Raw genomic sequence first — 20959 nt, 5'->3', positions numbered from 1 at the left:
GTAGCCATGGAAACAGTATCCGCGTACAGTATCTCCCATGAAGCTCGACTACACGCCCGGCTACCTGGTCTGGCGGCTCTCCATGAAGTGGCGCGCCGCCGTCGACCGCGCGGTCGGCCCGCTCGGCCTCACCCACGCGCAGTACTCGCTCCTGGCGTCGCTTTCCGGCATGACCCGCGACGGGACGCGGCCCAGCCAGCGGGAGCTCGCCGATCACACGGGCCTGGAGCCGATCTTCGTCTCGAAGCTCGTCCGCACCCTGGAGGCGGCCGGCCTCGTACGCCGCGACGCCCACCCCGACGACGCCCGCGCGGTCCAGCTCACCCTCACCGACGAGGGCGCGGACGTGGCCGTCCGGGCCGTCGCCGTCGTACGGAAGCTCCACGAGGAACTGACCGCACCCCTCGGCGGACCGGGCTCCGCGCCCACCGCCGAGTTCACGAACGCCCTGCACACCCTTCTCGGCACCGACGAATGGAACAGGAGCACTCCCATGACCCGTACTCCCACCCCGCTGACCGGCCAGGACATCGGCAGCGCCCACTACTCGACCCGCGCCGTGCTCGACGTGCTCCTCCAGCGGCACGGACTCGACTTCGGCCAGTGGGCCGCCCTGCGCACCCTCACCACCCGCGGCGAGGCCCTCACCCGTCCCGACCTCGAACGGGTGCTGACCGAGAGCCGCGCCTTCACGCCCGAGGCCCTGGGCAGCATCACCGACCGCCTCACCGACGCCGGGCTCGCCACCGCCGACGCCTCCGGCGCCCTCTCCCCCACCCCCCGGGGCGACGCCCTGCACGCCGAGATCACCGAGGCCCTGGCCGGCGTCACCGACCGCATCTACGGCCACCTCGACCCCGCCGACCTGGCCACCACCCAGCGCACCCTCGCGCTGATCACCGACCGGGCACGCGAGCTGCACGACGAGGTCTAGGCCGTCCAGGCCGTCTCGCCCGCCCGCTCCGGGACGAGGGCGGTGATCGCCTCGATCTCCCCGGCCGTCAGCACGAGGTCCCGCGCGGCCAGGTTCTCCCGCAGGTGGCCGATGCTCGTGGTGGCGGGGATCGGCAGTACCGCGGGCGAGCGGGCGAGCAGCCAGGCCAGGGCGACCTGCGGGACGGTCGCCCCGTGCCGGGCGGCGACGGGTCCCAGCACCGCGCGCAGCGCCTCCGGGCCGCCGGTGTCGGTGGCCGCCCCCGGCGGCGTGAGCGAGACCGGCTGCCAGGGGACGAAGACCGCGCCGGCCGCCGCGGTCGCCTCCAGCAGCTCGGCCTCGCCGCGGGCCGCCACGTTGAAGTGCGCCGTGACGGCGGCGATCGGGGCGATCCCGCGTGCCGCGGCCAGCTGGGCGGGGGTCACGTTCGACAGCCCGATGTGCCGGATCAGTCCCTCCTGGCGCAGCGCGGCGAGGGTGCCGACCTGCTCCTCGAAGGACGCGTCGCGCGCCCAGCCGCTGTGCAGGTAGTACAGGTCGATCCGCTCGACCCCGAGCCGCCGGGCGCTGGTGTGCACGCACTGCCGCAGGTAGTGCGTGCTGCCGACGGCGCCGATCGTCGACAGGTCGCGGCCGCCGCGGACGAAGCCGCCCTTGGTCGCGACCGCGAGCCCGTCGCGGTAGGGGTGCAGGGCCTCGCGGATCAGCTCCTCGTTGGTGTGGGGTCCGTAGACGTCCGCCGTGTCGATCAGGGTCACGCCCGCCTCGACCGCCTGCCGCAGCAGCGCGACCCCGCCGTCGTGGTCGGGGTACGGCCCCCACAGCTCCGGCCCGGTGAGCCGCATCGCGCCGTAGCCGATCCGGCCGACGGGCAGGTCGCCGCCGAGTACGAGCGTCCTTCGTTCCTGTTCCGCCGTGGTGCTCATGGTGTCCGCCTCTCGCCGGGGCCCACGCCGGTCGTGGGCGCCTCCGGGGTCCCACCGTCGTGCCGCCGGGGGCGTGGTGCCAGGGAGGACCGTGCCTGTGCAGACCGGTACCAGGCACGCGGCGCGGCGGCGCCGGACACTGGAGTCATGGAGCACCGTGGTGACACCTCCGGCGGCCCTCCCGGCAGCACTCCGGGCAGCGCCTCCGGCGGGAACGAGCTGGGCGACTTCCTGCGCGCCCGCCGCGCCGCCCTCGACCCGCGCCGGGCGGGCCTGCCGGACGACGGACGGCTGCGCCGCGTACCGGGCCTGCGGCGGGAGGAACTGGCCCAGCTCGCGCATGTGAGCATCGACTACGTCGTACGGCTGGAGCAGGGCCGCACCCGGCGGGTGTCCCGCCCCGTCCTCGACGCGCTCGCGGACGCCCTCCAACTCGCCCCGGACGAACGCGCGTACCTCTTCGCCGTCGCCGACGTCGCGCCCGCCGCCCCGGCGCGGCAGCCCGCCTCGCAGACGGTCGACCCGCAACTGCTCCAGGTGCTCGACGGCATGCGCGACGTGCCCGCGCTGGTCCTCGGGCGCCGCCAGGACGTACTGGCCTGGAACGCCGCCGCGACCGCCCTGCTCACCGACTTCGCCGCGGTACCGCCGGGCGAGCGCAACCTGATCCGGATGACCTTCCTCGACGACGCCTACCGCGCCCTGTACACGGACTGGCCGCGCGCGGCCCGGGACTGCGTCGCCGTCCTGCGCATGGAGGCCGGCCGGCACCCCGACGACCCGGCCCTGGCCGCGCTGGTGGGCGAACTCAGGGCGCGCGACCCGGACTTCCGCACCTGGTGGGAGACGCACCGGGTGCGCGGGCCCCGGCAGCTCACCAAGACCTACCAGCATCCGGTGGTGGGGCGGCTCACCCTGGACGTCCAGCAGCTGTCCGTCGCGACCGCGCCCGACCAGCTCCTGGTGGCGTACACCGCCCGGCCGGACTCACCGTCCTACGAGGCGCTGCGCTTCCTCCTCCAGTGGTCCGGGCGGGCCGGCGACCGGGCCGCGCAAGGCGGGCCCCGCCGCGAGGTCTAGGCCCTGCCTCACGGCGCATGCCGTCGCGGTGGCGACCGCGGAACCCGGGCAGTACTTTGACTCACGACAGCCTTTCGCACGCTTTGTACGGAAAGGGCATTCCCTCCGGGTCCGCGTGGCGCACAGGCATCCCGGGCCCGGGCGCACGAGGAGCGGCCGGAATCGCGGAGGATGCGATGCGCGAATGAACGCGGAACGCGAGTCGGTCTGTTCGCGGTTTCTGCCGGCGCTCGTCCTCATCCCGATCCTGGCCGCCATGGCCGGGCTCTTCGCCGGCTCCTACAGCTTCGCCATGGCGCATCCCACGCCGCACCGCGTGCCGGTCGGGGTCGTCGACGACGCACCCGCCGTGGGGAGCTTCGTGTCGCGCCTGGACGCCGGGCTGAGCACCCAGTTGGAGGAACGGCGCTTCGCCACCCGCGCCGCGGCCGTCGCGGCCGTGGAACGGCAGCACATCTTCGCCGTGCTCCAGGCGGGACCCGGCGGCAGGGGCGTCACCCTCGAACTCGTGCCGGCCGCCGGCGCGTCGGTGGCCCGGGTCCTGGCGACCGCGGCGCCCGGCGCGGCCGCGCAGGCCGGCGTACCGCTGACCGTCACCAGCCTCAAACCGCTGCAGCCCGGCGACCCGCAGGGCCTGGCCATCTTCTACATCACCCTGGCCGCCATCATCGTCGGCTTCGTCGGGTCCGGCCAACTCACCGCGCACGCACCGGATCTGCGGCCGCTGGAGCGTCTCGCGGCGATCGTGGCGTTCTCGGCGCTCGGCGGCTTCGCGATCTGCGCCGTCGTGGACTGGGGCCTGGACGTGCTGCACCTGCCGTTCTGGGAGTCCTGGGGCATCCTGACCCTGACCATGGTGACCTCGGCCCTGGTCTTCACGATGTTCCACATCCTCTGCGGCCGCTGGGCGATCCTGCCGACCTGGGCGCTGATGGTCCTGCTGGGCAACCCGTCCTCCGGCGGCGCTGTGTCGTGGCCGCTGCTGCCGCAGCCGCTGGGCACCATCGGGCGCTGGCTCCCGCCCGGGGCGTCGGTCAACGCCCAGCACAACGCCATCTACTTCTACGGCCACCAGTACGCCTTCCCGTTCCTGGTGCTCATCGGGTGGGCCCTGCTGGCCGCGGCGGTCTTCTGGATCCAGCGCTTCCGCCGCCGCCCGGCATCCTGATCCGCCGGCGCTCCGGCTCGCCGGACGGCAGCGGCGCGCGGTGACCTTCGCCACGTCGCGGATGCTCCGGGACGGGGTCCCGAGTGGACGAAACACCCGAAATGGCGAGACGGGGAGCGGATGCGGGGGTCCGGGGCGCCCCCGGGGAACGACGGGCGGCTGTGAGCCACGTCCTGTCGGCATCCCGGCGGCCGTCCTACGCTGGCCGGCCAGGCACGTCCCTCACGGGCGCGCCAGTGCTCGCGACCGCAATGACGCGCCGGTAGAGGACCACGGCGGGCACGTGTGAAGGACGGTTCACGATGCCCACTGATCTCTCGCCATTCATCGCCGCCGCCACGCGCTGGCTGCTCTCGGCCTTCCCGCCGGCGGCGGGCCCGCTCAACCACGCCCTGGCCGAGGCCCAGGCGTGGCAGGCGGCCACCATCGCCGCCGCCCTCCGCTACCCCACCCCGCTCGACGCCGAGCTGCTCAACATGCTCGGCCCCGGCGGTTCCGGCCGGCTGGACTCGGTCACCGGCTCCGACGTCCACCCGCCGACGGACGACGACCATGTCTGGCGGACCTGGGTGGACGAGACCGTCGTGAGCTGGGCCGCCTGTCTGCTGGCCGACGTGGAGCTCGCCGCGACCGCGGCGGCCTGCCTGGCCGCGACCCACCACGGCGCGGGCGGCTCCGGTGACGTGGGCGACGCCCGCCGTCTGACGATCCCCAGCCCCCGCGACCACAGCGCGGCCCCTCTGCTCCGCCACCCCGACCTCCTGGGCCCCGTCGCCGACCTCCACCGCGAGGGCCTGCTCGGCCTCCTCCACGCCGACCCGACGGGCGACACCTCCCTGCGGGCGTAGGCCGCGCGCCCGGGCTCCGCGGCGTCACCTCCCGCCGCGCCCGGTGGACTTCGCCCGGGCCGGCGTTCCGCGCGCCCGGACGGAAAACGCATCGGTTGTGCCGGGCGTGCAACCCGCCACGCGCATTCGGGAGTACCTAAGGACGGACGTCCCCACGGCGGCCACCACATCCGGTGACCGCCGCAGGCCGGCGCGCGGGCCCAGCGCGCCGGCCGCCGAGGACCGCCCGGCGCAGTGCCGGGCACCGGCTGCAAGGAGAAACTCCCCATGGCTCTCAGTTCTGCAAGGAAGGCCGGCCTGGCCGCCGTCGTGGCGACGGTGGTCGGCGCGCTCTCGTTCGGCGCCTCCGCGATGGCGGCCGCGCCGGGCCCGGCCGCTCCGGGGCCGACCGCCGACCGGGCCACGGCGCCCGCTCCCGGTTCCGCCGCCGCGGCCACCGCGCACCGGCAGGCGCCGCGGGTCGTCACCCAGCTGATCGGCAAGGGCCGGGTGGACGGCCAACGCTGGTCCGTCTCGCTGGAGTTCCACCGCACCCTGCCCAAGGGCTACACCCTGCCCACGCTCCCCGGCGGCGGGACCGTGCCCGGCGACGCCCTGCTGTGCCAGCGCATGTACATCGGCGGCGTGCGCATCGACCACCAGGGCGGCCCCTGGAGCGACTGCCAGGCCGTCACCGGGGCCCACGACCCCCAGGGCAGCGGGAACTTGGGACTGTGGGGCCTGCAGGACAAGGGCACCACCGGTACCCGGCTGATGGTCTCCAACCCCGGCCCCGAGGTCGCCTACGGCGTGCTCTTCCTCTCCGACGGCACACGGGTGCGGGCGAACACCGTCACCGTTCCCGGCACCGACTACCGTGGTTGGGCCGCACCCATAGCCGACGGGCAGACGATCGACGCGGTCGACGAGTACGACGCCCAGGGCAAGCGGCTCAGGCACGACACCTTCTGGCACTGACCTCCGAGGCGAAGGACGGGCACATCCTGCCGTGCAGCCACGTGACCGCAGGGCCTCCGACAGCGGACCGGACGCGGAGTTCTCCCGCTTCGTCGCCGCCCGCTGGCGATCCCTGACCCACACCGCGTACCTGCTCACCGGGGACTTCCACGAGGCGGAGGACCTGGTGCAGACGACGCTTGCACGGGTGTACCCGCACTGGCGCCGGCTGCGGCCCGAGTCCGCCGAGCAGTACGTGCGGCGGGCCCTGGTCAACACCAACCGCAGCCGGTACCGCCGCCGCAGGATCGCCCATCTCCTCCTCGCCTCCGTGCCCGACACCCGCCCCGTCCCGGACGACGGGGCGGGCGTCGGCGCCGTGGACGGGAACGACGCCCTGGCCCGCCTGCTGTCCGTCCTGCCCGAGCGCCAGCGGGCGGTCGTGGTGCTGCGCTACTGCGAGGACCTGTCAGCCGAGGAAGTGGCCGAGGTCCTCGGCTGCTCGGTCGGCACGGTGAAGAGCCAGGCGTCCCGGGCCCTGGCCAAACTGCGCACCGACGCCAGGCTCGCCCCTCCCCACCGGCCCAGCCGCCCCCAAGAGGCACGATGACTCCCGACCCCGAGCAGGAAGACCGGCTGCGCGACGCCTTCGCCAGGTCACGCGACGCCTACCCCTCGTCCCGGCCGCCCGTCGAGCGGATCCTGACCTTCGCGCGCACCCGCAGGAGGCGCCGCCGTGCCGCGGCGGCCGCCGTCATGGCCGGAGCCGCGGGCGTGCTCACCGCCGCCCTGACGCTCCCGTTCCCCGGTTCGCACCCCGCGGTCGGCCCCTCGCACACGGGCTCCCCTTCCGCGAGCCCCACCGCCACCGGCACGGCCCGCCCGCCCGACACGGTCACCGTCCGCGTCGCCGAGGGCACGACGGACGGTCAACCCTGGTCGGTGGCGCTGGAGTTCCACCACACGCTGCCCGAGGACTGGACCCCGCTCGTCCTCCCCGACGGCAGCACCGCGCCCGGCGACGCCCTGCTCTGCCAGCGCATGTACATCGGCGGCGTGCGCATCGACCACCAGGGCGGCCCCTGGAGCGACTGCCAGCCCGTGACCGGCACCGACGACCCACAGGCCGGCGGGAACACCGGCCTGTGGGGCCTGCACGACAAGGGCACCACCGGCACCCGGCTGATCGTCTCCAACCCCGGTCCCGAGGTCGCCTACGGCGTGCTCCACCTCTCCGACGGCAGCCAGGCCAAGGCCTCGGTGGTCACCCTCCAGGGCACCGGCTACCGCGCCTGGGCCGCCCCCGTCCCCGGCGGACTGACGATCACCTCGGTCGACGAGTACGACGCCCACGACCAGCGGCTCGGCCACCACACCGACTGGCACTGACCCGGGCCCGCGGCCCCTGCTTCCACGGGCCCCGGTCAGGCCCGTCGACCGTCCCCGTCCACCGGCCGTTCGTCCTGGCCGGGGCTGCCGAGCAGGCGGTCGAACCACGCCCGGGTGCGCCGGAGCAGGTCGAGCAGGTGGGCGCGTTCGCCGATCATGTGGCCCTCACGCGGGTAGGTGACGAATTCGTGCTCGACGCCGAAGTGCCGCAGTGCGCGGTGGAAGAGGACGGCCTGGCCGATGGGCACATTGGTGTCGTTCTCCCCGTGCAGGATGAGCACCGGGGTGCGGATCCTGGACGCGAACGAGATCGGGCTGACCCGGTCGTGCGGGTGCGGGCCGGGGCCCTCCCAGCCGACGCTGCCGCTGACGCCGGCCTCGTTGGCGGGTCCCCATTCGCCGGTCGCGGCCAGCATGCCCCAGTCGCTGATCCCGGCGCCCATCACTGCCGCCTTGAAGCGGTCGGTCTGCCCCACGGCCCACGCCGCCATGTATCCGCCGTGGCTCCAGCCGGCGATCCCGAGCCGGTCCGGGTCGGCGACGCCTTCCGTGACCAGCAGGTCGATCCCCTCGGTGATGTCGGTCCACTCGGCGCCGCCGGCCGCCCCCGCCGCCGTCGCCGCGAAGGGGTGGCCGTGGCCCTCGCCGCCGCGCGGGTTGGGCAGGAGGACGGCGTACCCGGCGGCCGCGAACCACTGCCCCGGAGGCAGGTCGATGTGGAACTGGAACTCGTCGGCGTAGCGCGCGTACGGGCCGCCGTGCACGATCGTGATGAGCGGGAACGGGCCGTCCGCGCGGCTCCGGCCGGGCGGCAGGAGCAGCAGTCCGTCCAGGGCCAGGCCGTCGGACGCCTTGTAGGACAGCCGTTCCTGACTCCCCCACACGATGTCGCGCAGCTGCGGCCTGGTGTCGCTGACCCGGGCCAGCACGCCTCCGGGAGACCCGGCGTGCACGTCCTTCGGCTCGTGCGCAGTGCCCGCCAGCACGGCGATCGTCCCACCGGACGCGCTCACGCTGAGCGCGTGGACGATGCCCTGCCTGCCGGACACCCGGCGGAACCGCCGGTCGCGGGGGTCCAGCCGGAACAGCGCGGTGTCGAGGCCGTCGGCGAACAGCGCCAAGGGCGGGCCGTCGGCGGCCTGCACCAGTTCGGTCGGGCAGACGGCCATGTCCGCCGTCAGATTGCGGTGCTCCCCGGCGGAGCCGGCCTCCGGAACGGCGACGTCCAGGACCGCCCGGCCGCCCACGGTGCCGGGAGGGGTGGTCGTCAGATAGGCCAGGTGCCAGCCGTCGTCGGCGGTCCACCAGGCCGGCGAGCGCGCGTCCAGCCCGGCGGGGCCCAGGTCGTGCACCGCCCCCGTCACCGGGTCCACCACGTGCAACTCGACCTCGGACAACCCCGGATCGATGTCCGGGCTCGACCAGCTGACGACCGCCAGCGGGCCGCCGTCCGGGCGCTGCGCCATCTGTACGACGTGCCGGTCGCCCAGCCCGGCCACCAGGCGCAGTTCACCACTGCCGAGATCGAGCAGCCGCAGACGTGCGAAGGGCATCCGCTCGCCCCACACCTCGGCGTCGTCCCCCTCGGCCTCCCGGCGTTCGGCCTCCGCGTCCGGCTCGTCCTCCGCGATCACGGCGACCGTACGGCCGTCGGCCAGCGGCAACTGGCCCGCGATGCCGCTCTGCCAGGACGTCAGGGCCTCCGCCTCCCCGCCCTCGACCGGTATCCGGTGCAACTGGCCGGCCGCGGTGAAGAACAGCGACGCCGAGTCCGGCGCCCATCGCGGTGCGCCGTACCGGCCCGGCCCGTCGATCAGCCGTCGGGACGGCGCGCTCCCGTCGGCGGCGGCCAGCCACAGGGTGCTGGCCGGGCGCTCCCTGACGCTGATCGTGCTCGCCGCGTAGGCGACCGCGCGGCCGTCCGGCGAGACCACCGGGAACCGTGGCGCGACGCTGTCCACGATCGACTCGGCCAGCCATGTCGAACCCATCTCGGTCAACCCGGTCACCTCGGTCACCTCGGTCACCTCAACAACCCCATCCGTCCGCGACAGCCCGACTGCAGACGACCTTCATAACGTTCGGGCCACGGCCCTGTCAGCGGTTCCGCCGGCCGGGCGACTCGCGGCGGCGCGCGGGGGCCAGGGGCGACGGTTCCCAGGACAGGCGCGCGCCACTGGCGCGGGCGATCACCCGCAGGTGGGGGCCCGTGTTGCCGATGTACCAGGTCCGCCGCTCCGTGCGTGGCCACACGTAGGCCGGAACACCGTCGTCCAGCAGGTCCGTCAGCCGTGGCTGGTCCAGCGACTCGGCCGAGAACGCGTAGAGCGCGGGCAGCCGCGGGACGATCAGGCCGTAGTCGAGCATGCGGGCGAGGGCGTGCTCGTCGAGGACGGTCTCGTCGACCGGCGTGGTCACCGGGTAGTCGGGCGGGAAGGACCGGCCGAGGTCGAGGAACATCCGGACGGCCCGGTGCCGCGGGTCGGCCAGCAGCGGCCCGAAGGCGGCCGCCCGGCCGAGCGCGAGTCGCGGCCGCACCAGCATCGCGTGGGTGAACAGGACGCGCAGCAGCGCGACGTTCATCATGAACCGCTCCACCCGCGACTCGGCGGCGGCCAGATCCTCGTGCTCCAGGTAGCCCGCGACGATGCTGGCGTTGTGCGCGCGGTACCAGCGGCCGGGGGCGGGTGCGCGGATGAAGTCCGTCCAGAACTCCACGCTGCGCGCCCCGGCCGCGGCCGGCTTCCCGGCGCACAGCAGATGGGCCTCGGTCTTGTCCCGCAGGAGACGTTCGTTGACGGCCCGCCACCAGGGACTGCCGGGCCGCTCGGCGGTTTCCGGCGCGAGCACGCCGCGGCCGAGCGACCAGCGCATGAAGCTCAGCTCGGCATGCCCGTACCGGCGCCGGGGCCCTGAGGCCTGCCGGTAGAACTCCTCTGCCAGTGCGTACCGTCCGGCCGGGTCGTCCCGTACGCGCGCTACCCGCTCCTCCGCGCGTGAGGCCGCGTCAGTCACGGCTGCTCGAACGGATCGGCGTCATACGGAGACCTCACGGCTCGCGGGACCGGAACGTCACCGTACCCGCCCCGCGGACCGATCCCCTTCATTCACTCCACTGTCGAGCCCTACTGCCGCCGCTGACCGAGGACGCAGAACTCATTGCCCTCCGGGTCCGCCATGACCACCCACGACTGGTCGCCCTGACCGATGTCGACCCGCTTCGCGCCGTGGGCCTCGAGGCGGGCCACCTCGGCGTCCTGGTCATCGGGCCTGAAGTCGAGATGCAGCCGGCTCTTGGCCTTCTTGCTCTCGGCGAGCCGGACGAAATCCAACCCGGGCAGGCGATCGGGCTCCGGGCGGATCTCGAACTCATCGTCGGACGAGTGGACCACGACCCAGCCGAGGGCCTCGGCCCACCACTGCCCGAGGGCCGCCGGATCCTCCGAGTGGACAACGACCTGTTCCCATTCCAAAGCCATCCGCCGAGGTTAGACCCGCCCGGACCCCGAACACCATGCACGTGGGCCTCACCCGGCAGGCGCGGGTCCGGGGTGGTCATCGCCCGGATTCGAACCGGGGTTTCGCATCGGGTTCGGGCCGCACCACCTCGCGGACGTCAGAAGCCCGTCCTACTGCAGGTCCCAGCCGTGCGGGTGTTCGGGATCGGCGGGGCACTCGAAGACATTGAGCTCACCGTCCCGGCCCACGCGGACCTTGGTGGGTGTGGCGAACGGATGCGGGGGGAGAGCCCGCTCTTCGAGCGGTTTCCAACTGGCACTGCCGCCGTCCCACTCGGAGCTGTCGACGGTCAGCAGGAGCTCCATCGGCGTCGCACAGGTCGGGCAGTCCATCGGGGAGGGGTCGGTGACGTGCCAGGAGGCGAACCCCCCGACGCGCCAGCCGGGTGGGATGGACAGGTCGTACTGATAGGCCACCAGGTCGGCGCCTTCTTCGGGGTCGGACTCCTCGGCTTCCTCCTCCCAGGCCTCCTCCCAGGCATCGATCCGGGTGCACAGTTCCTCGGGGAGGAGCCCGGCGAAGGGGTAGGTGACCACCTGTTCCGGGTGCAGGACACAGGGCTCGGGTACATACCCGTCGAAGCCGACAACCTGCGGCTGCGGTGGCACCGCGAGCACCTTCCCGACCTCGGCCGACCTGCGCCAGCGCAGGTCGAGCAGCATGCCGTGTCGTCCCGGGCCGTGTGCGTCGAAGGGGCACCAGAACACCTGGAGCAGGTCGCAGTCGTCCGGGCCGCCGGTGAGGTCGGGCACGTCCCGCCGGTACAGCTGCGCGAGACCGATCAGCGGCAGCGCGTCGGTCTCGGAGGCCCCGGGGATCCGGTGCGGGCGGCGCAGCTCGTCCACGAGACCGCGTTCCTCGTCCGTCGGCCCCGGAGTTGCCGCGCGGGCCCACGCGGTGGCCAGGACCTGCCGCTCCCGGTGGATGTCCGCGGGGCGCCGGCCGCGCCCACGGCCGTGGGCCTCGGTACACACGGGCCACGGCTCGTCCGCCGGCCACAACATCGGCCCGCCCACGGAACTCCCCGACACCTCCGGCTCGCCCCGCCGCGGGTGAAGCCGGGTCGTCGTGCCCCGGTGCGCCCCGAGCCCCGGGAACAGAGCCTCGACATCCAGCGGGCGCGGCGGCGTGGTCCTCGTCATGCGGGCGACCTTAGACAGGCGCCCGACGCGGCGGTCCAGCACCCTCCCGCCACGTCCGTGCATGTCGCCGGCGAACGCGGCCCGGTGCCCTCCGGCAGCCGCCCCGCGCACGCCACCCGCCGGAGCAAACAGAACAGCCCCCGCGCCGCGTTTCCGCAGCTCAGGGGCTGTGTTTCCACTGTGGCGGCGCCAGGATTCGAACCTGGGTAGGCTAAGCCGACGGATTTACAGTCCGCTCCCATTGGCCACTCGGGCACACCGCCTGGGAAGTGTCTCCAGGGACCGTTGTGCGTGGTCCCCGTGGCGACGTCGTAAACAATACCCGATGCCCGGGGGTGCTCCGCCACCCTATTGATCAGCGCCTCCGGCGGGTCGGATGGCTAGGCTTGCGGGAGCGGCCCGGTGGTGGGTCGCGGACCTGACGGATCAGAGCCAAGGAGCCAACAGAAGATGGCCGACTCCAGTTTCGACATCGTCTCGAAGGTCGAGCGGCAGGAGGTCGACAACGCCCTCAACCAGGCCGCGAAGGAGATCTCGCAGCGCTACGACTTCAAGAACGTCGGCGCTTCGATCGCGTGGTCCGGGGACAAGATCGTGATGCAGGCCAACTCGGAGGAGCGGGTCAAGGCGATCCTCGACGTCTTCGAGACGAAGCTGGTCAAGCGCGGGATCTCGCTGAAGGCGCTGGACACGGGCGAGCCCCAGCTGTCCGGCAAGGAGTACAAGATCTTCGCGTCGATCGAGGAGGGCATCTCCCAGGACAACGCGAAGAAGGTCGCCAAGATCATCCGCGACGAGGGGCCCAAGGGCATCAAGGCGCAGGGGCAGGGCGACGAGCTGCGGGTGAGCTCGAAGAGCCGGGACGACCTGCAGGAGGTCATCGCGCTGCTCAAGGGCAAGGACCTGGACTTCGCCCTGCAGTTCGTGAACTACCGCTGACCGCGGGCACGCCGAGGTCCCGGCCGGAGGAGGCGGCCGGGACCTTTGTCGTAGGCCGACAGGTCCGCGGGGTCGCCGGGGCGCCGGCACGGGTGCATTCGGGTGGGTTCCTCCGCGTACGCGGCCCGAGGTGAACGGGAGGGGCCGACATCGGGAACCGCCCCGGCATGCGTAGGGTCGTTCGTTGAAGGTCTCCTCGGGCCCACCCTCCACGTGGGACCCGGGCAGTCGTCTCGAGGATGGAGCCGGGCAATGCAGAACCGCACCGCTGTGGTGGAAGACCTGATGGGCCGCTTCCCGCACGTGCCACGCGAAGCGGTCATCAAGGAGGACCTGTTGCGCGGCGGGATCGCGTTCGACGATTCCGCGCTCAGCGGTGGCGACGACGGCGACGTGAAGCCGAAGTCGTACTTCATCTTCTCCTTCGACCACCGCACGCTGCCGGAGCTGGGTGCCGCCGCGCTGAACCGCCCGCCCGAGGAGATCGTGCTCACCGGCGGCCCGTACGACCTGCGCCGCACCGTGGTGTCGGTCCGCGTCAACCCGTCCTCGCCTTACCGCGTGCAGGCCGGTGGCCGCGGGGTGCTCGGGCTGTACCTGGACGGGGTGCGCATCGCGGACGTGGGCCTGCCGCCGATGCCGGACTACTACCGGCACACCCTGGAGAACGGGAAGTCGGTGATGGAGGTCGCGCCGACGATCCAGTGGGGCTACCTCATCTACCTGACGGTCTTCCGCGTCTGCCAGTACTTCGGCGCCAAGTCCGAGTGCCAGTACTGCGACATCAACCACAACTGGCGCCAGCACAAGGCGGCCGGCCGGCCCTACACGGGCGTGAAGCCGGTCGAGGAGGTGCTGGAGGCGCTGGAGATCATCGACAAGTACGACACGGCGAAGACCTCCACCGCGTACACCCTCACCGGCGGGGCCATCACCAGCAAGGTGGCGGGCCGCGACGAGGCCGACTTCTACGGGCACTACGCCAAGGCCATCGAGGAGCGCTTCCCCGGCCGCTGGATCGGCAAGGTCGTCGCCCAGGCGCTGCCCAAGGAGGACGTGCAGCGCTTCAAGGACTACGGCGTGCAGATCTACCACCCCAACTACGAGGTGTGGGACCGCCGGCTGTTCGAGCTGTACTGCCCCGGCAAGGAGCAGCACGTGGGCCGCGACGAGTGGCACCGCCGCATCCTGGACTCCGCCGAGATCTTCGGCCCGCGCAATGTGATCCCGAACTTCGTGGCGGGCGTGGAGATGGCCGAGCCGTTCGGCTTCACCAGTGTCGGCGAGGCGATCGACTCCACCGCCGAGGGCCTGCGCTACTTCATGTCGCGGGGCATCACGCCGCGCTTCACCACCTGGTGCCCGGAGCCGACGACGCCGCTCGGCAAGGCCAACCCCGAGGGCGCGCCGCTGGAGTACCACATCCGGCTGCTGGACGTGTACCGCGCGACGCTGGAGGAGTTCGGCCTGTCCTCGCCGCCCGGGTACGGTCCGGCCGGCCCCGGCAACGCGGTGTTCTCCGTCAGCTCCTTCATGGACAGCATCCCCGCCGCCGCGACCCCGGTCGGCTGAGGTGGCCACGCTCCTGATCGTCCATCACACGCCCTCGCCCAATCTGCAGGCGATGTTCGAGGCGGTGGTCTCGGGCGCGACGGCGGACGAGATCGAGGGCGTGGACGTCGTACGGCGGCCGGCGCTGTCCGCGACCGCCTCCGACGTGCTGGCGGCGGACGGCTACCTGCTCGGCACGACCGCGAACCTGGGCTACATGTCGGGGGCGCTCAAGCACTTCTTCGACCAGGTCTACTACCCGTGCCTGGACGCCACCCGCGGCCGCCCGTTCGGCTACTGGGTGCACGGCGGGAGCGACCTGACGGGGACCGTGCGCGGGATCCGGTCGATCACCACGGGCCTGGGCTGGGAGCAGGCGGCCGCCGAGGTCACGGTCACCGGCGAGCCCTCCAAGGGCGACCTGGAGGCCTGCTGGGAGCTGGGGGCCACCCTGGCGGCCGGGCTGTCCTCCTAGGGACTTCGCGGGACGCCGGGGCCCTCGGCCCGACGTGCTGCCGCCTGGGCCCCGTCCTACCGTGGAGGAGGAGAGAGGGGCACGCGATGGCACCCCGGGTCCTCGACGACACGGCACTGGATGCGCTGCGTTCCGGCTTCGACGGCGAGGTCGTCGCTCCGGGCGATCCGGCGTACGAGGAGAACCGCACCGTCTTCAACGCGATGATCGACCGGCGTCCGGCGGTCGTCGCGCTCTGCGCGTCGGCCGGGGACGTGGCGTCGGCGGTCGGCTTCGCACGCGAGCGCGAGCTGGAGATCGCCGTGCGCGGCGGCGGGCACAGCGTCGCGGGGACGTCCCTGACCGACGGTGGTCTCGTGGTCGACCTGCGGCGGATGCACGCGGTGGTGGTCGATCCCCGGGCGCGTACGGCGCGGGTCGGCGGCGGCGCCCTGATGAGTCACCTGGACCGCGCGGCGCAGCCGTACGACCTGGCCACCACCGGAGGCCGGGTGTCGACGACCGGGGTGTGCGGCTTCGCCCTGGGCGGCGGTTCGGGGTGGCTGGAGCGCGGGTTCGGGCTGGCCTGCGACAGCATGGCGGAGGCCGAGCTGATCACCGCGGACGGCACCATGGTGCACGCCGCGGAGGACGAGAACCCCGAGTTGTTCTGGGCGCTGCATGGCGGCGGCGGGAACTTCGGCGTCGTCACCTCGCTGACGCTGCGGCTGCACCCTGTGCCGCGGATGACCGCGGCCCTGCTGCTGTGGCCGCCGGAAGCTGGGCCCGAACTGGTGCGTACCTACCGGGACTTCATGGAGTCGGCGCCGCCCGAGGTCGGCGGTGCCATGCTCTATGTGACGGCCCCGCCGGAGGACTTCGTCCCGCCGCACATGGTGGGCACCATGGCGGCGGCCACCCTGGCGACGTTCATCGGCCAGGAGGAGCCGGCGCGGGAGCTGATCGCGCCGCTGCTGGCCCTCTCCCCCGAGGGCAGCATGATCGCGGAACTGCCGTACGCGGAGTTGCAGGGCATGTTCGACGCCCCCGCGGGCTACCGCAACCACTGGTCGGCCGAGTACCTGGAGTCGCTGCCGGACGAGGCCGTGGAGCGCTTCTGCGCCCGGTCCCGGGCGATGGTCGTCCCCTCCCCCTCGCAGCAGGTCCTCTTCCCCTGCGGCGGCGCCATGACGCAAGGCCCGGACGACTACCCGCTGCCCTGGCGCCGTGCCGCCTGGGTCGCCCACCCCTTCGGGCTGTGGGAGAGTCCCGCGGACGACGGGCGGGGGCGGCAGTGGGCCCACGACGTGCGCGAGGACGTGAAGCCGTGGTCCATCGGCGCCGTCTACCTCAACTTCATCGGCGACGAGGGCGCGGGGCGGGTCATCGCCGGGTTCGGCGCGCACAATCTGAGCCGCCTCGCCCGGGTGAAGACGGAGTACGACCCGGACAACGTCTTCCGGCTCAACCACAACATCGAGCCCGGCTGAGCCCCCTCCCCCGGCCCGGACCGCCGCGCCTCACTCCTCGACGGGGACGATCTCCCGGCCGAGCGGCACCAGGGAGATCGGCACCATCTTGAAGTTGGCGATGCCGAAGGGGATGCCGATGATCGTCAGGCAGAAGCCGATGCCGGCGATCACGTGGCCGATGGCGAGCCAGATGCCCGCGAAGATCAGCCAGATGATGTTGCCGACGGTCGAGGCGACACCCGCGTCCGGGCGCTCCACCGTGGTGCGGCCGAACGGCCACAGGACGTAGTTGGCGATCCGCAGCGAGGCGATGCCCCACGGAATGGTGACGATGAAGATGAACATCAGCAGCCCGAGCAGGGCGTAGCCGATGGCCATCCACAGCCCCCAGATGATCAGCCACACGACATTGAGGATGAGGTTGATCGTCTTCATGCTGTCAGCCTCCCACGGGAGCGCGGGCGGGGCCCGCGCGGGAACGGTGACCGGCACTCAGCGGCGGTGACCGGCCATCTCCTCCAGCCGGGCGATGCGCTCGGCCATCGGCGGGTGGGTCGAGAAGAGCTTGGACGCGTCGCCGGGGCGGAACGGGTTGGCGATCATCAGGTGGCTGGTGGTCTCCAGCCGCGGCTCGGGCGGCAGCGGCAGACGCTTGGTGCCCGCGTCCAGCTTGCGCAGGGCGGAGGCCAGGGCGAGCGGGTCGCCGGTGAGGCGGGCGCCTGAGGCGTCGGCCTCGTACTCGCGGGAGCGGCTGACGGCGAGCTGGATGAGGGACGCGGCCAGCGGGCCCAGGATCATCATCATCAGCATGCCGAGCAGGCCGGGGCCCTCGTCGTCGTCGGAGCGGCCGATGGGGATCAGCCAGGCGAAGTTGACCAGGAACATCACGACGGAGGCCAGGGCGCCGGCGACCGAGGAGATGAGGATGTCGCGGTTGTAGACGTGGCTGAGCTCGTGGCCGATGACGCCGCGCAGCTCGCGCTCGTCCAGGATGCGCAGGATGCCCTCGGTGCAGCACACCGCGGCGTTGCGCGGGTTGCGGCCGGTGGCGAAGGCGTTGGGGGCCTCGGTCGGGGAGATGTAGAGCCGCGGCATCGGCTGCCGGGCGGCGGTGGAGAGCTCGCGGACCATCCGGTACAGGGCCGGGGCCTCGAACTCGCTCACCGGTCGCGCACGCATCGCCCGCAGGGCGAGCTTGTCGCTGTTCCAGTAGGCGTACGCATTGGTGCCGAGCGCGATGACAAGCGCGACGATCAGTCCCGTGCGGCCGAAGAAACTGCCGATGACCAGGATGAGTGCCGACAGTCCGCCGAGGAGCGCGGCGGTCTTCAGCCCGTTGTGCCGGCGGTGCACGGTCACCCTCCAAGATGTGCAGCAGGAAGACGTTTTCTCCGTTTTCCTAGGAGAACCTCCTGTAAGGGCCAACGCCACCGGGGGGACGTTAGTTCCCTTGTGCGCTTTTCACAGGGTGCTCGGAGAGGCGTGCTCGGGGAGGCGTGCTCGGGGAGGCGTGCTCAGAGCAGCGTGCTCGACGCGAAGCGCAGGACGAGCTGCGGTGCGCCCGACAGGGCGACCCCGATGACGGCGGTGAGCGCGATGGCGGCCATCAGGGGGGCGGGGGTGCGGGTGCGCTCGGCGGCCGCCGGGTCGGCGGCCGGGGCCTCGGCGCGGCTGAAGAGCAGGGCCGTCCAGCGCAGGTAGTACACCAGGGCGATGACGACGTTGACGGCCGTGACGGCGGCCAGCCAGCCCAGGCCGGCGTCGACCGCCGAGGAGAAGACGGCGACCTTGGCGAAGAGGCCGATGACGCCCGGCGGCAGGCCGGCCAGGCACAGCAGGAAGAAGGCCATGGCGAGCGCCGCGAACGGGTGGCGGGCGTAGAGGCCGCGGTAGTCGGTGAGCCGGTTGCCGGGGGCGGTGCGGCCGACGAGGGCGGCGACACCGAAGGCACCGAGGTTCACGGCGCCGTACATCAGTGCGTACGCCAAGGTGATGCCGACCTGGCGCTGGGGGTCGGTGTACGCGGCGGCGGCGATCGGCACCAGGAGGTAGCCCGCCTGGCCGATGGAGGACCACGCCAGCAGCCGCACCGCGCTGCGCGACTGGCCCGGGCGCTGCCGCAGGGCGGCGACATTGCCGACGGTCATGGTGAGCGCGGCCAGGACCGCGACGACGGGGCCCCACACGTGCGCGTACGGCTCGAAGGCGACGACCGTCACCAGGATGAGCCCGGAGAAACCGGCCGCCTTGCCGACGACCGACAGATAACCGGCGACGGGCAGCGGGGCGCCGGTGTAGGTGTCGGGCACCCAGAAGTGGAAGGGGGCCACCGCGAGCTTGAAGGCGAACCCGACGACGGTCAGGGCGGCGCCCGCGGCGGCGAGGGTGTCCAGGCGCGGATCGACCGCGTCCAGGCCCCGGGCGATGGCGGTCAGGTGGAGGGTGCCGGTGGCGGCGTAGACAAAGCTGACCCCCAGCAGGGTGACCGCGGTCGCGGCGACGGAGGTGAGGAAGAACTTCAGGGCCGCCTCGCCCGACAGGCGGTCGCCGCGGCGCAGGCCCACGAGCGCGAAGGAGGGCAGTGTGGTGACCTCCAGCGCGATGACCAGGGTCGCCAGGTCGCGGGAGGCGGGCAGCAGGGCGGCACCGGCGGCCGAGGACAGCAGCAGGAACCAGAACTCGCCGGCCGGCATCCGGTCCGTCAGGTGGACCGAGAGCAGCGCGGCGACCAGCGCCCCGGCCAGCACCAGGAGCTGCACGACCAGGGTGAAGTGGTCGGCGACGTAGGAGCACTCGCCGGGGCTGCCGACAAGGCAGAAGGTGGTGCGGTCGCCGTCCAGCAGCGGCAGCAGGCCGAGCCCGGCCAGGACCAGGCCGCCTACGGTGATCCAGGCGAGCGCCTGCTTGCGGCCCTCGGGCAGGAACAGGTCGGTGACGAGCACGACCAGCGCGGCCGCCGCGACGATGGCGGGCGGCGCGATCGCCGCCCAGTCGACCGACTGGATGACGGAGGTGGCGAGGGGGCTCATCAGCTGCCTCCGAGCAGGGAGCGCACGGCCGGGTCGGTCAGGCCGAGCAGGACGGCGGGCCACAGGCCGGCCAGGACGGTGAGCGCGACCAGCGGGGTCCAGGCGGCGAACTCGTAGCCCCGGACATCGGCGAGGGCCGGGGCTCCGGTGACGGTGTCGCGGTCGCCCATGCAGACCCGGCGCACGACGACCAGGAGGTACGCGGCGGTGAGCAGGGTGCCGAACGCGGCGATCGCGGTGAACGTGAGGTACGCGCCCCGGTCCAGGCCGGCGGCGGGCTTGAAGGAGCCGAACATGGCCAGCATCTCGCCCCAGAAGCCCGCCAGGCCCGGCAGGCCGAGGGAGGCGACGGCGGCGAAGGCGAGCAGGGCGCCCATGCGCGGGGCGCGGCCGTAGAGCGCCGCGCCGGTCCGGCCGGCGAGGCCGTCCAGGTCGGTGGTGCCGTAGCGGTCCTTCAGGGCGCCGACCAGGAAGAAGAGCAGGCCGGTGATCAGGCCGTGGGCGATGTTGGCGAAGAGCGCGCCGTTGACGCCGGTCGGGGTCAGGGTGGCGATGCCCAGCAGGACGAAGCCCATGTGACCGACGGAGCTGTAGGCGATCAGGCGCTTGAGGTCCCCGCCGGAGCCGCTGCGGGCGAGCGCCAGGCATGCCAGCGATCCGTAGATGATCCCGACGACGGCGAAGGCGGCCAGATAGGGCGCGAAGGTCCGCATGCCGTCGGGGGCGATCGGCAGCAGGATCCGCACGAAGCCGTACGTGCCCATCTTCAGCAGGACGCCGGCGAGCAGCACCGAACCGACGGTGGGGGCCGCGGTGTGGGCGTCGGGGAGCCAGCTGTGCAGCGGCCACATCGGGGCCTTCACGGCGAGGCCGATGCCGATGGCGAGGACGGCGATCAGTTGCGTGGAGTGACTGAGAGCGGCTCCGGGGCCACTGTCAGTGGCGAGTGCCACCATGTCGAACGTGCCGGCCTTCACCCCGATGAGGAGCAGGCCGAGCAGCATGACCACGGAACCGAGCAGTGTGTAGAGGATGAAGCGGAGGGCGGATTTGTCCCGGTTCTCGCCGCCCCAGTGGGCGATGAGGAAGTACATCGGGATCAGGACGGTCTCGAAGGCCAGGAAGAAGAGCACCAGGTCGAGCACGGCGAACGTCGCCAGCGTGCCCGACTCCAGAAGGAGCAGGAGCGCGACGAACGCCTTCGGGGACGGGCCCGCGGGCATCTTGAAGTAGCTGTAGATCGCGCAGAGGAAGGTCAGCAGCGCGGTCAGGACGAGGAGGGGGAGGCTGATGCCGTCGACACCGAGGTGGAGGTGGATGCCGAGCGCCGGGATCCAGTTGATGTCGGTGGTCGCCTGCATCGTCGCCGGCCGGCCGTGGTCGAACCCGGCGGCCAGCACGACGGTGAGGGCGAACACCGCACCGGTGACGATCACGCCGTGGCGCAGGAGCGCCTGGTCGGGGGTCCTGCCCTTGAGGCCGGGCGGGGGCGGCAGCAGGGCGCCGGCGGCACCGAGCAGCGGCAGGACGACGACGGCCGCGAGGACGTACTGGAGGACGGTGTCGTTCACT

General features: G+C 72.8%; 19 protein-coding genes, 1 tRNA gene and 1 pseudogene. 11 read left to right on the top strand and 10 right to left on the bottom strand.

Annotated elements, in window-relative coordinates; genetic code table 11:
* Nucleotides 1-37 precede the first annotated feature (37 nt).
* Nucleotides 38-463, top strand: a pseudogene (locus ACFYXS_RS31080) (MarR family winged helix-turn-helix transcriptional regulator); the annotation flags it as partial.
* A 467-nt stretch (nucleotides 464-930) separates the two neighbouring features.
* On the opposite strand, the gene ACFYXS_RS31075 reads toward ACFYXS_RS31080, so the two are convergent.
* Nucleotides 931-1860 carry an aldo/keto reductase gene (locus tag ACFYXS_RS31075; protein ID WP_389254195.1) on the bottom strand — a complete coding sequence of 310 codons (930 nt, stop codon included), beginning with the start codon at nucleotides 1858-1860 and terminating at the stop codon, nucleotides 931-933.
* Nucleotides 1861-2007: 147 nt separating this feature from the next.
* Here ACFYXS_RS31075 and ACFYXS_RS31070 point away from each other — a divergent pair, with 147 nt between their 5' ends.
* The 6 genes from ACFYXS_RS31070 (at nucleotide 2008) to ACFYXS_RS31045 (ending at nucleotide 7281) form a co-directional block, all read left to right on the top strand.
* Nucleotides 2008-2940 (top strand): helix-turn-helix transcriptional regulator, encoded by a 933-nt coding sequence (locus tag ACFYXS_RS31070; protein ID WP_389254193.1) that lies wholly within the window; start codon nucleotides 2008-2010, stop codon nucleotides 2938-2940.
* 184 nt (nucleotides 2941-3124) lie between these two features.
* On the top strand, nucleotides 3125-4108 hold the full coding sequence (locus ACFYXS_RS31065) for an ABC transporter permease (protein WP_389254191.1): 984 nt from the start codon (nucleotides 3125-3127) through the stop codon (nucleotides 4106-4108).
* Nucleotides 4109-4410: 302 nt separating this feature from the next.
* Nucleotides 4411-4956: a hypothetical protein gene (locus ACFYXS_RS31060; RefSeq protein WP_389254190.1), complete on the top strand. Its 546-nt coding sequence runs from the start codon at nucleotides 4411-4413 to the stop codon at nucleotides 4954-4956.
* A gap of 267 nt (nucleotides 4957-5223) precedes the next feature.
* Complete coding sequence (locus ACFYXS_RS31055; protein ID WP_389254188.1) at nucleotides 5224-5913, top strand: hypothetical protein; 690 nt, start codon at nucleotides 5224-5226, stop codon at nucleotides 5911-5913.
* 31 nt (nucleotides 5914-5944) lie between these two features.
* Nucleotides 5945-6502 carry a SigE family RNA polymerase sigma factor gene (locus ACFYXS_RS31050; RefSeq protein WP_389254186.1) on the top strand — a complete coding sequence of 186 codons (558 nt, stop codon included), beginning with the start codon at nucleotides 5945-5947 and terminating at the stop codon, nucleotides 6500-6502.
* Entirely contained in the window at nucleotides 6499-7281 is a 783-nt protein-coding gene (locus ACFYXS_RS31045) for a hypothetical protein (RefSeq protein WP_389254184.1), read from the top strand. The genes ACFYXS_RS31050 and ACFYXS_RS31045 overlap by 4 nt, the downstream gene beginning before the upstream one ends.
* Before the next feature lie 35 nt (nucleotides 7282-7316).
* On the opposite strand, the gene ACFYXS_RS31040 is transcribed toward ACFYXS_RS31045, so the two are convergent.
* From ACFYXS_RS31040 to ACFYXS_RS31020, 5 genes are all read right to left on the bottom strand, one after another.
* The gene (locus ACFYXS_RS31040; protein ID WP_389254182.1) at nucleotides 7317-9299 is read right to left on the bottom strand and encodes a S9 family peptidase; all 1983 of its coding nucleotides are present in this window, start codon (nucleotides 9297-9299) and stop codon (nucleotides 7317-7319) included.
* A gap of 79 nt (nucleotides 9300-9378) precedes the next feature.
* Nucleotides 9379-10296 (bottom strand): hypothetical protein, encoded by a 918-nt coding sequence (locus ACFYXS_RS31035; protein WP_389254180.1) that lies wholly within the window; start codon nucleotides 10294-10296, stop codon nucleotides 9379-9381.
* A gap of 110 nt (nucleotides 10297-10406) precedes the next feature.
* Nucleotides 10407-10760, bottom strand: a complete 354-nt coding sequence (locus ACFYXS_RS31030; protein WP_389254178.1) for a VOC family protein — start codon at nucleotides 10758-10760, stop codon at nucleotides 10407-10409.
* A gap of 150 nt (nucleotides 10761-10910) precedes the next feature.
* Nucleotides 10911-11942, bottom strand: a complete 1032-nt coding sequence (locus tag ACFYXS_RS31025) for a hypothetical protein (protein ID WP_389254176.1) — start codon at nucleotides 11940-11942, stop codon at nucleotides 10911-10913.
* Nucleotides 11943-12123: 181 nt separating this feature from the next.
* Nucleotides 12124-12205, bottom strand: a tRNA-Tyr gene (locus ACFYXS_RS31020).
* A gap of 187 nt (nucleotides 12206-12392) precedes the next feature.
* Between ACFYXS_RS31020 and ACFYXS_RS31015 the strand changes: the two genes are divergently transcribed.
* The 4 genes from ACFYXS_RS31015 to ACFYXS_RS31000 all read left to right on the top strand — a co-directional run bounded on the left by ACFYXS_RS31015 (nucleotide 12393) and on the right by ACFYXS_RS31000 (nucleotide 16376).
* Entirely contained in the window at nucleotides 12393-12881 is a 489-nt protein-coding gene (locus tag ACFYXS_RS31015) for a YajQ family cyclic di-GMP-binding protein (protein WP_389254174.1), read from the top strand.
* Between the two features lie 252 nt (nucleotides 12882-13133).
* Complete coding sequence (locus tag ACFYXS_RS31010; protein WP_389254172.1) at nucleotides 13134-14453, top strand: radical SAM protein; 1320 nt, start codon at nucleotides 13134-13136, stop codon at nucleotides 14451-14453.
* A 1-nt stretch (nucleotide 14454) separates the two neighbouring features.
* Nucleotides 14455-14907, top strand: coding sequence for a flavodoxin family protein (locus ACFYXS_RS31005; RefSeq protein WP_389254170.1), 453 nt, complete (start codon nucleotides 14455-14457; stop codon nucleotides 14905-14907).
* 86 nt (nucleotides 14908-14993) lie between these two features.
* The gene (locus ACFYXS_RS31000; protein ID WP_389254168.1) at nucleotides 14994-16376 is read left to right on the top strand and encodes an FAD-binding oxidoreductase; all 1383 of its coding nucleotides are present in this window, start codon (nucleotides 14994-14996) and stop codon (nucleotides 16374-16376) included.
* A 30-nt stretch (nucleotides 16377-16406) separates the two neighbouring features.
* Here ACFYXS_RS31000 and ACFYXS_RS30995 read toward each other — a convergent pair whose 3' ends face one another.
* The 4 genes from ACFYXS_RS30995 to ACFYXS_RS30980 all read right to left on the bottom strand — a co-directional run bounded on the left by ACFYXS_RS30995 (nucleotide 16407) and on the right by ACFYXS_RS30980 (nucleotide 20958).
* On the bottom strand, nucleotides 16407-16793 hold the full coding sequence (locus ACFYXS_RS30995) for a YccF domain-containing protein (protein WP_389254166.1): 387 nt from the start codon (nucleotides 16791-16793) through the stop codon (nucleotides 16407-16409).
* A 57-nt stretch (nucleotides 16794-16850) separates the two neighbouring features.
* The gene (gene htpX, locus ACFYXS_RS30990) at nucleotides 16851-17711 is read right to left on the bottom strand and encodes a zinc metalloprotease HtpX (RefSeq protein ID WP_389254384.1); all 861 of its coding nucleotides are present in this window, start codon (nucleotides 17709-17711) and stop codon (nucleotides 16851-16853) included.
* A gap of 161 nt (nucleotides 17712-17872) precedes the next feature.
* Nucleotides 17873-19387 carry an NADH-quinone oxidoreductase subunit N gene (locus ACFYXS_RS30985; protein WP_389254164.1) on the bottom strand — a complete coding sequence of 505 codons (1515 nt, stop codon included), beginning with the start codon at nucleotides 19385-19387 and terminating at the stop codon, nucleotides 17873-17875.
* The gene (locus ACFYXS_RS30980; RefSeq protein WP_389254162.1) at nucleotides 19387-20958 is read right to left on the bottom strand and encodes a NuoM family protein; all 1572 of its coding nucleotides are present in this window, start codon (nucleotides 20956-20958) and stop codon (nucleotides 19387-19389) included. Before ACFYXS_RS30980 ends, ACFYXS_RS30985 begins: the two co-directional genes overlap by 1 nt.
* Between the last annotated feature and the right edge of the window lies 1 nt (nucleotide 20959).

It is taken from the genome of Streptomyces sp. NPDC002574 (genome assembly GCF_042889545.1).
Classification (GTDB): Bacteria; Actinomycetota; Actinomycetes; order Streptomycetales; family Streptomycetaceae; genus Actinacidiphila.
This window is presented reverse-complemented; position numbering and strand designations above follow the sequence as displayed.